The organism is Pseudoalteromonas shioyasakiensis (assembly GCF_022398475.1).
GTDB lineage: Bacteria > Pseudomonadota > Gammaproteobacteria > Enterobacterales > Alteromonadaceae > Pseudoalteromonas.
This window is the reverse complement of sequence record NZ_JAKEVM010000114.1, coordinates 1-13,802: the sequence shown is the minus strand read 5'-3', so window position 1 is coordinate 13,802 and position 13,802 is coordinate 1. Positions and strand designations below refer to the sequence as shown.

Sequence of the window (13,802 nt, the reverse complement as noted above, 5' to 3'; positions counted from 1 at the left end):
AGTTTAAGCTGTATCTAAAACCGTAAAAATAGCATATTGAAAATGGATTATGCGTAAAAAAACACATCATTCTTTGACCTAGTTTAGCATTCCCCCTAAAATTGGCCTCACTTTCTAACAGCTATCGAGGCCACAATGGCAACAAAGAAACCAGAAAACTTAAGCTTTGAAGAAGCGCTGGATGAATTATCTCAAATTGTTGCACAAATGGAGCAAGGTGAATTGTCACTAGAACAATCGCTAAAACAATTTGAACGCGGCATTGCACTGGCGAATGCTTCGTCTGGTAAGTTACAGCAAGCCGAACAAAAGGTTGCCATTTTAATGGGTAACGATAGCCAAGCTCCTCTTAGCAATTTTGATTCAAACTTGGACTAATTAAGTGCAATTAAAAGAACAACTACAACGCGCTCGTGAAGACGTTGAAGCACATTTAAATCGCTATTTCGAACTACCACTTAATACCGAAAAAACCATCAAAGAAGCCACCCATTACGGTGTTTTAAATGGTGGTAAGCGCTTACGTCCATACCTTGTATACGCAACGGGTCGAATGATGGGCGCAGACAAGACCGATCTTGATATTCTTGCTGCCGCTATTGAGTGTATTCATAGCTACTCTTTAGTCCATGATGACTTACCTGCCATGGATGATGATGACTTAAGACGTGGCCGCCCTACCTGTCATATTGTTTATGGCGAAGCGCAAGCCATACTCGCGGGCGATGCATTACAAACGCTGGCATTTGATTTAATTGCCAACCATCAATTTGCCGTTCCTGCGAGCCAGCAAGTAAAAATGATTGCCTCATTAAGCAAAGCCTCAGGTATTGAAGGTATGGTAGGTGGGCAAGCACTGGATATTGAAGCGACCGATAAAGAAATTACCGTTGCGCAGTTAGAGCGCATTCATCAGCTAAAAACGGGCGCCTTGCTTAATTGTGCTATTACACTTGGTGCATTGAGTGCAAAAAGCTGTGATGAACATACTCTCGCGCAATTAAACCTATTTGGCCAAGCAATAGGGCTAGCTTTTCAGGTACAAGACGATATCCTTGATGTAGAAGCTGATACTGAAACATTAGGTAAGCCACAAGGCTCAGATATTGCGGCTAATAAAGCAACTTACCCTGCTTTATTAGGTATGGCTGGTGCAAAGCAAAAAGCACAAGATTTACTAGCTCAAGCTCATCAAGCTCTTGAGGCAATTGATTACGACACCAGCGAACTGGCGAGCCTTGCTAGCTATATCGTTGAACGTAATTATTAATGCCTAAAAAAGAAAGACAAAATAACTAAAAAATCAGAGCAGCAATGGGCTATAATGCACTCTGGTTAGCGAAGGATGTATAAAAAATCATGACACTTGATAGTAGCAAGTATCCATTATTAAGTTTGGTTGACGAACCAGCACAGCTGCGTGATTTAGCGCAAGACAAGTTACCTGCGTTTAGTAAAGAGTTACGCGAATACCTACTTAATTCAGTTTCGCAAAGTAGTGGTCATCTAGCATCAGGTTTAGGCACTGTTGAACTAACCGTTGCGCTGCATTATGTTTATAACACTCCTGAAGATCGTTTAGTATGGGATGTGGGTCATCAAGCATATCCGCACAAAATCTTAACGGGTCGTCGTGACCAAATGCATACTATTCGTCAAAAAGACGGTTTGCACCCTTTCCCATTCCGTGAAGAAAGCCCTTACGATACATTTAGTGTTGGCCATTCGAGCACCTCTATTTCAGCAGCCTTAGGCATGGCCATTGCTGCCGAAAAAGAAGGTAAAGATCGTAAAACAGTTGCTGTTATTGGCGATGGTGCGATCACTGCTGGTATGGCATTTGAAGCGATGAACCACATGGGTGATGTTAACCCTAACGTGTTAATTATCTTAAACGATAATGAAATGTCGATTTCAGAAAACGTAGGTGCACTAAACAATCACTTTGCCCGTATTTTATCTGGCAGCTTCTACACCAATATTCGTGAAGGCAGTAAAAAGCTTCTTTCTGGTTTACCGCCAGTGAAAGAACTTGCTAGCCGCATGGAAGAACACTTAAAAGGTATGGTCATTCCGGGCACTTTCTTTGAAGAGTTAGGCCTAAACTACATCGGCCCAATTGATGGCCACGATGTTAATATGATGGTTGATACCTTACGTAATATGCGCAACCTTAAAGGTCCGCAATTACTACATATTAAAACGCAAAAAGGTAAAGGTTATAAGCCTGCTGAAGCAGATCCAATTGGCTACCACGGCGTACCAAAATTTGATCCGAGCATGTCGAAATTACCAAAATCAAAACCGGGCGCTGCCACATTCTCAAATGTGTTCGGTGACTGGTTATGCGATATGGCAGCTCAAGACGACAAGCTAATGGCAATTACCCCTGCCATGCGTGAAGGCTCAGGCATGGTACGTTTTTCTAAAGAGTACCCAGCGCAATACTTTGATGTAGCAATTGCTGAGCAACATGCTGTAACGCTTGCAGCTGGTCTTGCTTGTGAAGGGTTGAAGCCTGTTGTTGCTATTTATTCAAGCTTTTTACAACGTGCGTACGACCAACTTATCCACGATGTAGCATTACAAAACTTACCTGTTCTATTTGCTATTGACCGTGCCGGTATTGTTGGTGCTGATGGTGAAACTCACCAAGGCGCCTATGACTTAAGCTTTATGCGCTGTATTCCTAATATGATCATCATGGCGCCTAGCGACACTAACGAGTGCCGCCAAATGCTTTACACTGGCTACCAATGCAATCAACCTGTTGCTGTTCGTTACCCACGTGGTAGTGCCGGCACCTGTGAGGTTGAATCAACCATGAGTGCAATTGAAATTGGTAAAGCGCGTAGCATCAAACAAGGTAATAAAGTGGCCATCTTGTCGTTTGGTACGCTGTTAGAGAACGCCAAAGAAGCTGCTGAAAAGCTTAACGCAACAGTGATTGATATGCGCTTTATTAAGCCTCTTGATACTGACGCTATCAGTGAATTACTTGGCAACCATGATGTAATTGTTACTCTAGAAGACAACGCCATTGCAGGCGGTGCGGGTTCTGCTGTAAATGAATACTTAGCTGCAATCAAAGCGGATGTGACTATCTTAAACTTAGGGATTCCAGATGAGTTCATCAAGCATGGCACGCAAGATGAAATGCACGCCGAAATGGGCCTAGATGCTAATGGTATTTTAACTAGCATCAAAGCGTTCATGGCTTAAGCCAAACAGCATTCACTAAAAAGGAGCCTTAAGGCTCCTTTTTTAATACCAATAGAAACGCTAGCGCATCCAAATTTTAATATCGGCTAAACCATTAGCTTGTAGTGCACTAAGCTGCTGATCAACATTGTGGCTTTGTTCGAACTCAAAGGCATCTAATTGCTCGTCAAAGGTAATGTTGGCAACGCCATCACCACCGCGCTTTTTCACTTGATGCAATGCAATATCAGCAAGGTTAACTGAGGTTTCCCAACCAATAACTTGGCCACCTAATAAAGGTAAAGGATAGAAAGACCAGCCAACCGACGCAGTAATCGTGGTCGATTCTCCATTCGGTAATCTAAATGGGTTTGCTGCAATTGCTTCACATAAATCGGCCACATAATTGTCTATTGCTGTGCGTTTGAAATCACGTAGTAAGAGTAAAAACTCATCGCCACTCCAACGTGCAACATAGTCAGAACCTTGAGTACGGCTATTCAGTAAAGTCGCCATTTGCTGTAAGCAGCTATCGCCGGCGAGCGGGCCATATGCATCATTAATGCGACTGAAGTTATCAAAGTTAATTATCAATAGCACGAGCGACTTACCCTGCGCTTGCAATGATTGCGAGTTACGCTGGAAGTGTTCGATATCTTTAGGGAGCTGATCAAACAAGAAGCGGCGGCTACGTAGGCCTGTAAGCTCATCTGAGTGACTAACTAACTTAAGCTGTGAGTTCACTTGATTAAGCTTATCGTTAGCTTCTCGAAGCTCTACGGTACGTTCTGTTACTAAGCTTTCAAGGGCTAATTGCTTACGTTTCTCTTGCGCTCTAAATACCCAAAATACAAGGTAGAACAGTAAAATAAAGCTACTAGTGATCAAGAGTCTAAAATAAATAGTCTCATCAAAACGGCGCGGCACTACAAAGCTGTACTCAGTACGACGTGCTTTTTGCCAATCTTCACCACGGCGTTTTGCTTCAAGTTGGAATAAAAACGACCCCGGCGGTAAGTTGGTATAGATTGCCTCACGACGAGTATTGGCATAACGCCAGTCACTGTCTAGGCCACTTAAACGGTAACGGAACTCAATACTTGAAGGAGCATAATAATCAATCGCAGTGTATTTTAACGTTACATCGCGTTCATCAATTTGTAGCTCTGGCTTACTGCCTAAAGTAGCTGTACTTAAATGACGAAGCGGCGTGATCAAGCTTTCAATACGAGGCTTAAGTGCTTGTACACCAAAAAGCTCAACGCTCTTTGGTATTTCTACCACACCTTGTAGGCTTGGATACCAAATAGAGTTACCTGTATCTGCTACAGCATCATGACCCAGACCAGCACAACACTGACTTGCTTTACCATCAAGTTGACGGTCGAACGATGAGATCACTTGTTCTACTTTTAAGCTCTCGATATCAGTACCAAACTGCTCGACTGGCATGCGGTATACACCCTTCATGGTACTGACCCAGATACGTTTTAATTGCTTGTCGTAAACAAGACTAAAAATAGAGCCATACGGCAGACCGTCTGTTGCATCTAACTGACGCCACTGGCCTTTGGTACTGCGATAAAATAAACCATCGTTAAGTGAGCCAATTAATATCCCCACCCCTTCAATATTCAAAATACTGGTAACGTAGGCACTTTCTAAGCTGGTTTGGTCGCCAATTTTTTCAATCCCGCGGTCGGTAAAGTAATAAGCCCCTTTACTGGTGCCAATTAAGCCAAAGTTTTGCTCATCCAGAACATAGGTAATAAATTTACTGCTTAAGAAAGCATTGTATGCAAAGGGTGTTAAACCACCGTAGCTTAAGCGGTACATACCACGGCCAGTACCGAGCCAAAAACCGCCTTTGCTAGAACGGCTAATTGCGAATACTGGGTTATCGCGCAGTGCTCGCCCCGGCACCGTATACAAGTTTTGGTTTTCGTAATAAAACACACCGCGGCCTGTTGCGATGTACAAACGGTCACCATCAAATTGTAAGTCGTGCACTGCTGCTCGACCAAACTGGTTACTCGGAATTTGATTTACAAAATTCTTGTTGTAATCGAAGTAACCAACACCGCTGCGGTTAGCCACCCATAATTTGCCATCAGGTGCTTGGCTAATTGCCATCACCGCTTCGGTCATATTTGAGATAGCTGAGTGACGTTCAATACGCCCTTCGTGAGCAAGCCATAAGCCTTCACTGAAGCTTGCCAGCCAAATGTTATTTTGATTGTCACGGAAAATATCGGCAAACCAAATGCTTTGATCGAGCTGGCTTGGCTCAACCCATTGCCAATCCCCTGAGTTATCACGAAATAACAGTCGGCCATAGGTCGAAATCCAGAGCGCTCCATCTGAGTCGCTCATAAACTTATAAACGGCAGAGTTACTGGCATTTGGCAGTGGGAATGGACGCAGCTCGTCATCTAAATCAAGGAAGTAGGCACCCAGCTCTGAGGCAAGGTATAAGTTCCCTTCAAGCCAAGCCATATCATGAATAATTGTTTGTGCTAAACGCTCAGGTAATGAAACTTTGGCAGTCAGCTCTAATCGTAATTTAGCAAAGTCAGAAGAGGTATTGGTTAAACGCAATAAATGACGCTCATTGACCAGCCAAATGCCTTCTGGCGACAACGCCATTTGGCTCACTGAACCAACAATTTGCGTAATTGCAGTGGCATTAGATACAGGTACAATTAACGCTGAGTTTTGATTGAGTGTGACTTGATTTCGAGCAACGTAATAAAGGCCATTCGCTGCAATCCATATACTGCCTTTGGAGTCTTCAAGAATATCGCGAACCGGACCTTTAACGTTAAAGGTTTGCGACATCATGGTTTTAGGATCAAGTGTTACCAAGCCATTTTTGGTACCAACCCAAAGTAACCCAGTACTATCAACTAATAGCTTATTAATACCATTACTTGGTAGGAAATCGCTGTTTTGCGTATTGAAGTTAGTGAAGGTGTTACCATCAAAGCGGCTTAAGCCAAACTGAGTACCTAGCCACATATAACCTTGCTCATCTTGAGCAATGCTTTTTAAAGATTGCGATGGCAAGCCATTTTGGATGTTCCACTGTTTGACGACATAGTCAGTAATAGATGCAAACGCAGACGTGCTGCAAAGCATCAACAAACAGACAACTAGAAATCGCATCATATACTTGCCACCAAGTAACACTTAACTCATCGTTTAAAAAGGCAAATAGCCTGCTTTAAACAAGGCTTGAACACAAATTAATGAAAATATACCTGCTAAAATATCATCAGCCATGATGCCCAAGCCACCGTGTAAACGTCTATCTAGAATTCGGATAGGGCCTGGTTTAGCGATATCAAAAAAGCGGAACAATAAAAAACCAACCAACAGTGACTGCCAACTCAGTGCAGCACCAATCATGGTGATATAATAACCAGCAACTTCATCCCAAACAATGGCTGGATGATCATGTACCCCTAAGTCATCTGCTGTTTTACCACATGCCCAAATACCAAATACACTGATCACGATGGCAAACACAATCTGTAACCACAGTGGAAAGTACATAGTAGTAAAAATAAGTGGCAAGGCAGCAAAGGTACCAAAGGTGCCAGGTGCTTTAGGGGCAAGGCCTAAGCCAAAACCCAAACCAAAAAATTGGTGTGGGCGTTTTAAATTGAATAATCGGTTACTGCTCAAACCGGCTCCTTCGTAAAGTGCTGAAAGCCCTTACCTTGATAATTAAATTGCTCACCATCAAGTAATAGCTCAATCTCACCTTCGCCACTTTTAATTTGACCTACACAACTTGCTTCAACACCATATTGGCGTAGCTTCATATCAACCATGCTTTTATTGCTTTCTGGCACAGTAAACAGCAGCTCGTAGTCGTCACCGTAATTTAAGATATAGTCAAATTGCTCTGCTCGTGGAATCGACGAGTTTAATGCATCAGAAACAGGCACTTTATCAACATTGATCACCGCACTAACTTGCGATAGCGCTAAAATATGGCCCAAGTCAGCTAATAAGCCATCGGAAATATCAATTGCTGCAGAGGCAGCGCCTCGCAGAACCTGACCAGCTGCAACACGTGGAGTCGGATAATCAAAGCGATTATTTAAATAGCTTAAGTGTTCAGGGGCGATATCGAGGCCTTGTTTACGGGCTTCAATGGCTACACCAGCATCACCTAATGGACCTGTTACATAAATCCAATCGCCAACTTTAGCACCGCTACGGCGCAGTGCTTTGCCTTCAGGCACGATACCTTTAGCACAAATCGTAATAGTTAAAGGGCCTTGAGTGGTATCACCACCAATGATTTGCACATTGAAGTACTCTGCAATTTCATGCATGCCTTCAGTGAACTCTTCAAGCCACTCTATATTTGCTTCAGGCAAAGTTAGGCCTACCGAAATCCACGTAGGTTCAGCGCCCATTGCCGCAAGATCACTTAAGTTAACAGCTAAAGCTCGATGCCCAAGGGCACGCGCAGAGATGTCATCAAAAAAGTGTACGCCCGCAACTAAGGTGTCTGTTGTTACCGCCAATTGACAGTTTTCAGGCACAGTTACTAAGGCACAATCGTCACCAATACCTAGGTTCACATCACGGCGAATAATGCCACGCCCCTTAAAGTAACGATTGATTAGTTCAAATTCCTTCATACACAAAAAAGCCGGCCCAAGCCGGCTCTCCTTTACGGGGTTACTTACTTACGCAGTTCTTTCACTGCTTTATCAAGTACACCGTTGACAAACTTATGGCTGTCTTCAGCACCAAACATCTTAGCAAGCTCAATGCCTTCATTGATTGCCACTTTGTAAGGTACGTCTTCACGGAATTTCAACTCATAGCCAGACAGACGTAAAATTGCTTTTTCGACCATGTCTAACTCATCAGCTGGGCGTGCTAAATGTGGCGCAACGATTTCATCTAATTGCTTACAGTTAACAACAACACCGCGTGCTAGGTCTTTGAAATATTCGACGTCGATCTTAGTCACATCATTTTCAATTAACATTTGCTGTTCAATATCAGCAATTGGGTTACCGCTTAACTGCCAAGAGTATACGGCTTGAAGTGCTAAGATACGTGCTTTACGTCTTGCTGCTGGTTTCACAGAGATTCCTTAAACTTAAATTTTGTCTAACACATTAACCATTTCAAGCGCACCTAAAGCAGCTTCGCCGCCTTTGTTACCCATTTTGGTACCTGCGCGCTCAATTGCTTGCTCAATGCTTTCAGTGGTTAATACGCCAAATGCAACCGGGATATCATACTCAAGAGATACTTGCGCAAGACCTTTGTTTGATTCGCCAGCGACTAAATCAAAGTGTGGTGTACCACCTCTGATCACTACGCCTAAAGCGATGATTGCATCGTGTTCTTTCTTTGCTGCAACGCGTTTCGCTGCTAAAGGTAATTCAACGGCACCTGGTACGTAAACAACTGTAATGTCGTCTTCAGATACGCCACCTGTGCGCTTAAGCTCATCAACAGCACCTGCTAATAGGCTGCTACCAATAAAGTCATTAAAGCGAGAAATGACAATGGCAAATTTTTTGCCCGGTGCGTATTTGTTACCTTCAATAATTTTCATTTAATAACCCTAAAAAATAAGTTTAAGCGGTTGCGATTGCGCAAAAATTACGGCGCATAATACCACAAAAATATAAAAGTAGCCTAGTAAATCTGTTTTACCTAATTAAGAGCGAGGCTCAACATAGTCAACCACTTCTAAGTGGAAACCAGATAACGCATGGTACTTCTTAGGACGGCTCATTAAGCGCATCTTTTCAATACCTAAATCAGCCAAAATCTGCGAGCCCACACCCACAGTACGCGATGTACCTTGGAATTTACGATGACTCACATTTTCGCCAGCATCTTCAGCGGCAAAGGCTTTAACGGTTGCTTCTAGGTCTTCTGTTGACTCTTGTTTACCCAAGATAACCAGCACACCGTTGTGCTCAGCGATATAAGCCATCGCATCTGATAAGCCCCAGCTACGATCAGCACTTCTATCTGATAATAGAATATCGTTAAAGGTACTTTGTAAGTGAACACGTACTAACGTTGGTTCGTCTTTCGATACTTCACCTTTTTGTAAAACATAGTGAAGCTGACCATCAATGGTGTCTTTGTAGGTCACTAAATCAAACTCACCGTGATCTGTTGGCAGTTTACATTTAGCAACGCGCTCAATGGTGGTTTCGTTTAGGTTTCGGTATTCGATTAAATCTGCAATGGTGCCAATCTTTAAGTCATGCTCTTTAGCAAATACTTCAAGATCAGGGCGACGCGCCATGGTGCCATCTGGGTTTAAGATTTCAACAATCACAGATGACGCCTCAAGACCCGCTAAACGCGCTAAATCACAACCTGCTTCAGTATGACCTGCACGTGTTAACACGCCACCAGGCTGCGCCATAATTGGGAAAATATGCCCTGGCTGAACGATATCGCTCGGCACGGCACCTTTAGCGATTGCGGCTTGAACGGTACGTGCACGGTCGGCCGCTGAAATACCTGTAGTTACACCTTTCGCCGCTTCAATCGACATAGTGAAGTTAGTTGAAAAAGCTGCACCGTTATTTTTCACCATCAGTGGTAATTCTAACTGCTGACAACGCTCTTGTGTCATTGTTAAACAAATTAAACCACGGCCATGTGTTGCCATAAAGTTGATAGCATCAGCACTAATGTGCTCTGCTGCGATGATTAAATCGCCTTCATTTTCTCGGTCTTCATCGTCCATTAAAATAACCATTTTACCGGCTTTAATGTCATCGATAATTTCTTGCGCGCTGTGTAAATTCATAATGTGCCCATGAGAGTATGATTAATAGTGACGTATCTTTGCTTACTTAATAAAGCCAGCTTGTGCTAACAAGCTCATTGATATGTCTGAACGGGAAGGTTGTTCAGCCCCTTTAATTAGGCGCTCTAAATAGCGAGCAATCTGGTCAACTTCTAAGTTCACCTGAGTCCCCACCTGAAATTCTGCAATCGTTGTTTGCTCTGCAGTATGCGGAACAATCGTCAGCTTAAAGCGATTTTGCTCAACCTCGTTGACGGTTAGGCTAATGCCATCAATACACACAGAACCTTTGTACGGAATGTACTTCATTAAATCATTGTCTGTGCTTAACCAGTACTCGGTTGCACGAGCATTGGGACTAATACTTTCGACAGTCGCAATACCATCAACATGCCCTGACACTAAGTGCCCACCTAAGCGAGAAACCGGTTGCATGGCTTTTTCGAGGTTAACTGTTTGACCTTTTTTATAATGTGCAAACCCAGTTAAGCTAATTGTTTCGTTTGATAAGTCAGCACTAAAACCATCGCTATGTTTAGCGACAACCGTTAAACACACACCATTGGTGGCAATACTGTCACCGAGCTTGACGTCTTTCATATCCAAATTAGGGCTTTGAATACGAATAGCTAGATCACCTTGCTTTTGTGTTAGTTCAACAATTTTACCTGTTGCTTCAATAATTCCAGTAAACATAGTGCTACTCTTTATTTTCAATGTCTGTGGCTTGCTTTGCTTTTATCGCTGTTAAGCGAATATCATCGCCAATCATCACTGTATCAGTAAAGGTCAGTTCAGTGATATCACTCATCATGGTGACTTCTGCAAAGTTTAGTAAGCTTTTGCCCATATCACCTATTAACTTAGGGGCAATATAAACAATGTATTCGTCAATTAAATCTTGCTCTGCGAACACCCCTGCAAGGGTTGCACCCGCTTCGAGCCAAATATGATTAAATTGTAGTTCAGCAAGACGCTTTAAAACCGCCGATAAATCAACTTTATTGTTATTTGCTGGCACCACTTCGTGTTTAACAAAGTGAGGCCACTTGGTATGATTATCAAGCGACGTGGTAAAAATTATCATCGGGCTCTCGATGCTGAATAACGCAAGTTCAGGCGTTAACCTGTTTTGTGAGTCAATAATGATTCGGGTTGGTTGGCGCAAAGGCAACGAGGTTGGCATGGTAAATGGCAACTCATCAACACGGACATTAAGTTTGGCATTATCAGTAATAACGGTGTCTGCACCGGTTAGGATAGCACAGCTTTGCGCACGAAATGCTTGCACATCTTGGCGCGCCTTAGGGCCTGTTATCCATTTACTTTGGCCGTTATTTAGCGCTGTTTTACCATCTAAACTACATGCCATTTTACAAGTCACATATGGCAATCCAGATTCCATACGCTTTAAAAAACCTTTATTTAAATCGCGCGCTTGTTGTTCAAGTAAACCAGATGCAACGCTAATACCGGCGTCAGCTAAAATTTGTAGGCCGCGACCACTCACCGCAGGGTTTGGGTCAACCATAGCTGCAATGACCTTACTTACACCTGCTGCTTTTAAACCTTCGGCACAAGGTGGAGTGCGCCCATAGTGACTACAAGGCTCTAAAGTCACATATGCAGTGGCGCCTTTCGCGTTGTCGCCAGCTACAGCCAAGGCATTCACTTCAGCATGGCCCTGCCCTGCTAATTGATGAAACCCTTCACCGACTATTTCGCCATCTTTAACCAAAACACAGCCAACATTCGGGTTTGGCGTCGTAGTAAAACGACCTTGTTTAGCAAGCTCAATGGCACGAGCCATGTAAGCTGTATCAAGCTCTGTAAACGACATGATTAATCACCTAAACGAGCGATCTCTTCACCAAACTCGCGAATATCTTCAAATGAACGATAAACCGATGCAAAGCGCACATAGGCTACTTTGTCGAGTTTCTTTAGTGACTCCATGATGCATTCGCCAATTAAATGGCTAGAGATTTCACGCTCACCCGTAGCACGAAGTTGAGATTTAATAATGTTAACGACTTCATCGACCTGCTCAGTGCTCACTGGGCGTTTCTCTAAAGCGCGATGCAAGCCATTCAGTAATTTGTCTTCATTGAATGGTTCGCGGCTACCATCTTGCTTGATGACTCTTGGCATCACAAGTTCAGCGCCTTCAAAGGTGGTAAAGCGCTCATGGCATTCGTTACATTCACGTCGACGTCTCACTTGGTGACCACCGCCAACTAGTCGAGAATCAATTACTTTAGTATCTTTTGCGGTGCAAAAAGGGCAATGCATAGGGTTCAACTTCCGTTTATAAAAAACAAAAAAAGGCCGCTTAGTAAGCGGCCTTTATAATAGCAAAAAACAACGCTATTGTTATCTTAATTACGGTTTAACTAGTAATTAAGCGTAAACTGGTAATTTTTTACAGATAGCTTTAACTTTCTCTTTTACTTCTGCTTGTACAGACTCATCGTTGATGTTGTCTAGTACGTCACAGATCCAGCCTGCAAGCTCTTTTGACTCAGCTTCTTTGAAACCACGGCGAGTAATAGCCGGAGAACCAATACGAAGACCAGACGTTACAAACGGTGAACGTGGGTCGTTTGGTACTGAGTTTTTGTTTACAGTGATGTTTGCGTTACCTAGTGCAGCGTCAGCATCTTTACCTGTGATATCTTTATCGATTAGGTCAAGAAGGAATAAGTGGTTGTCTGTTTTACCAGAAACAACTTTATAGCCACGCTCTTGCAGTACTTCAACCATTGCTTGTGCGTTCTTAACAACTTGCGCTTGGTACGCTTTGAATTCTGGTTGTAATGCTTCTTTGAAAGCAACCGCTTTAGCAGCGATGATGTGACATAAAGGACCACCTTGACCGCCAGGGAAAACAGCGCTGTTTAGCTTTTTGTAGATCTCTTCATCTCCACATGCAGAAACGATTAGACCGCCACGAGGACCTGCTAATGTTTTGTGAGTTGTTGTTGTAACAACGTGTGCGTGAGGGATTGGGCTTGGGTATACACCAGCCGCGATAAGACCAGCAACGTGAGCCATATCTACGAATAAGTATGCACCTGCTTTATCAGCGATTTCACGGAATTTAGCCCAGTCAACAACGCCTGAGTATGCAGAGAAACCAGCGATGATCATTTTTGGCTTGTGCTCTAATGCAAGTGCTTCAACTTGAGCGTAATCAATTTCGCCTGTTTCGTCGTTTAGGCCGTATTGAATTGCATTGTACGTTTTACCAGAAAAGTTAACGTGTGAGCCGTGAGTTAAGTGACCACCATGAGCTAAGCTCATACCTAGTACTGTATCGTGCGGCTGAAGAAGAGCTTGGAAAACAGCTGCGTTTGCTTGTGAACCCGCATGTGGTTGAACGTTAGCGTAATCTGTGCCGAATAATTCGTTTGCACGGTCAATTGCTAATTGCTCAACAACGTCAACATGCTCACAACCGCCATAGTAACGTTTGCCTGGGTAACCTTCAGCATATTTGTTGGTAAGCTGAGAACCCTGCGCTTCAAGTACGCGTGGGCTACAGTAGTTTTCAGACGCGATCAGTTCGATGTGCTCTTCTTGACGAGCCGTCTCTTTATTGATGGCTGCAAATAACTCTGGATCGAAATCCGAAATATTCATGCTACGTTCTAACATGGGGTCTCCTAAGGCAACGTGTATGGTGTTTTTTAAAGGCTGTATTGTACGCTTAAAACGCACTTTTGCCTATCTTGTAAAGATGAACATATTTAAACAGGGATTGAATTTATTTCACAGTGTTTTAATA

At 43.2% G+C, this 13,802-nt stretch carries 13 protein-coding genes; 3 read left to right on the top strand and 10 right to left on the bottom strand.

Going from position 1 to position 13,802, the window contains the following annotated elements:
- Window positions 1-135: 135 nt before the first annotated feature.
- The 3 genes from xseB to dxs all read left to right on the top strand — a co-directional run bounded on the left by xseB (window position 136) and on the right by dxs (window position 3,222).
- The gene (gene xseB / locus L1D51_RS16475; RefSeq protein ID WP_054552565.1) at window positions 136-378 is read left to right on the top strand and encodes an exodeoxyribonuclease VII small subunit; all 243 of its coding nucleotides are present in this window, start codon (window positions 136-138) and stop codon (window positions 376-378) included.
- Between the two features lie 4 nt (window positions 379-382).
- Entirely contained in the window at window positions 383-1,270 is an 888-nt protein-coding gene (gene ispA, locus L1D51_RS16470) for a (2E,6E)-farnesyl diphosphate synthase (RefSeq protein WP_055021990.1), read from the top strand.
- An 89-nt stretch (window positions 1,271-1,359) separates the two neighbouring features.
- Complete coding sequence (gene dxs, locus L1D51_RS16465; RefSeq protein ID WP_055021991.1) at window positions 1,360-3,222, top strand: 1-deoxy-D-xylulose-5-phosphate synthase; 1,863 nt, start codon at window positions 1,360-1,362, stop codon at window positions 3,220-3,222.
- 60 nt (window positions 3,223-3,282) lie between these two features.
- Here the strand turns inward: dxs and L1D51_RS16460 are convergent, their stop codons facing one another.
- The 10 genes from L1D51_RS16460 to glyA form a co-directional block, all read right to left on the bottom strand.
- Window positions 3,283-6,369 (bottom strand): ligand-binding sensor domain-containing diguanylate cyclase, encoded by a 3,087-nt coding sequence (locus tag L1D51_RS16460; protein ID WP_054562807.1) that lies wholly within the window; start codon window positions 6,367-6,369, stop codon window positions 3,283-3,285.
- Between the two features lie 33 nt (window positions 6,370-6,402).
- The gene (locus L1D51_RS16455) at window positions 6,403-6,888 is read right to left on the bottom strand and encodes a phosphatidylglycerophosphatase A family protein (RefSeq protein WP_055021992.1); all 486 of its coding nucleotides are present in this window, start codon (window positions 6,886-6,888) and stop codon (window positions 6,403-6,405) included.
- The gene (gene thiL / locus L1D51_RS16450) at window positions 6,885-7,859 is read right to left on the bottom strand and encodes a thiamine-phosphate kinase (RefSeq protein WP_054562660.1); all 975 of its coding nucleotides are present in this window, start codon (window positions 7,857-7,859) and stop codon (window positions 6,885-6,887) included. Before thiL ends, L1D51_RS16455 begins: the two co-directional genes overlap by 4 nt.
- A gap of 44 nt (window positions 7,860-7,903) precedes the next feature.
- Window positions 7,904-8,314 carry a transcription antitermination factor NusB gene (nusB, locus tag L1D51_RS16445; RefSeq protein ID WP_054552571.1) on the bottom strand — a complete coding sequence of 137 codons (411 nt, stop codon included), beginning with the start codon at window positions 8,312-8,314 and terminating at the stop codon, window positions 7,904-7,906.
- Between the two features lie 15 nt (window positions 8,315-8,329).
- Window positions 8,330-8,794: a 6,7-dimethyl-8-ribityllumazine synthase gene (ribH, locus tag L1D51_RS16440; protein ID WP_054562661.1), complete on the bottom strand. Its 465-nt coding sequence runs from the start codon at window positions 8,792-8,794 to the stop codon at window positions 8,330-8,332.
- A gap of 105 nt (window positions 8,795-8,899) precedes the next feature.
- Window positions 8,900-10,015: a bifunctional 3,4-dihydroxy-2-butanone-4-phosphate synthase/GTP cyclohydrolase II gene (ribBA, locus tag L1D51_RS16435; RefSeq protein WP_054562662.1), complete on the bottom strand. Its 1,116-nt coding sequence runs from the start codon at window positions 10,013-10,015 to the stop codon at window positions 8,900-8,902.
- 42 nt (window positions 10,016-10,057) lie between these two features.
- Window positions 10,058-10,711: a riboflavin synthase gene (locus L1D51_RS16430; RefSeq protein ID WP_054562663.1), complete on the bottom strand. Its 654-nt coding sequence runs from the start codon at window positions 10,709-10,711 to the stop codon at window positions 10,058-10,060.
- A 4-nt stretch (window positions 10,712-10,715) separates the two neighbouring features.
- On the bottom strand, window positions 10,716-11,855 hold the full coding sequence (ribD, locus tag L1D51_RS16425; protein WP_055021993.1) for a bifunctional diaminohydroxyphosphoribosylaminopyrimidine deaminase/5-amino-6-(5-phosphoribosylamino)uracil reductase RibD: 1,140 nt from the start codon (window positions 11,853-11,855) through the stop codon (window positions 10,716-10,718).
- A 2-nt stretch (window positions 11,856-11,857) separates the two neighbouring features.
- The gene (nrdR, locus tag L1D51_RS16420) at window positions 11,858-12,307 is read right to left on the bottom strand and encodes a transcriptional regulator NrdR (RefSeq protein WP_054552576.1); all 450 of its coding nucleotides are present in this window, start codon (window positions 12,305-12,307) and stop codon (window positions 11,858-11,860) included.
- Between the two features lie 108 nt (window positions 12,308-12,415).
- Entirely contained in the window at window positions 12,416-13,672 is a 1,257-nt protein-coding gene (gene glyA / locus L1D51_RS16415; protein WP_055021994.1) for a serine hydroxymethyltransferase, read from the bottom strand.
- Window positions 13,673-13,802 lie beyond the last annotated feature (130 nt).

Bases quoted from the DNA above. Each gene is read 5' to 3' on its own strand.
- xseB (WP_054552565.1), top strand. From the start codon at position 136: ATGGCAACAAAGAAACCAGAAAACTTAAGCTTTGAAGAAGCGCTGGAT.
- dxs (WP_055021991.1), top strand. From the start codon at position 1,360: ATGACACTTGATAGTAGCAAGTATCCATTATTAAGTTTGGTTGACGAA.
- L1D51_RS16460 (WP_054562807.1), bottom strand. From the start codon at position 6,369: ATGATGCGATTTCTAGTTGTCTGTTTGTTGATGCTTTGCAGCACGTCT.
- thiL (WP_054562660.1), bottom strand. From the start codon at position 7,859: ATGAAGGAATTTGAACTAATCAATCGTTACTTTAAGGGGCGTGGCATT.
- ribH (WP_054562661.1), bottom strand. From the start codon at position 8,794: ATGAAAATTATTGAAGGTAACAAATACGCACCGGGCAAAAAATTTGCC.
- ribBA (WP_054562662.1), bottom strand. From the start codon at position 10,015: ATGAATTTACACAGCGCGCAAGAAATTATCGATGACATTAAAGCCGGT.
- L1D51_RS16430 (WP_054562663.1), bottom strand. From the start codon at position 10,711: ATGTTTACTGGAATTATTGAAGCAACAGGTAAAATTGTTGAACTAACA.
- ribD (WP_055021993.1), bottom strand. From the start codon at position 11,855: ATGTCGTTTACAGAGCTTGATACAGCTTACATGGCTCGTGCCATTGAG.
- nrdR (WP_054552576.1), bottom strand. From the start codon at position 12,307: ATGCATTGCCCTTTTTGCACCGCAAAAGATACTAAAGTAATTGATTCT.
- glyA (WP_055021994.1), bottom strand. From the start codon at position 13,672: ATGTTAGAACGTAGCATGAATATTTCGGATTTCGATCCAGAGTTATTT.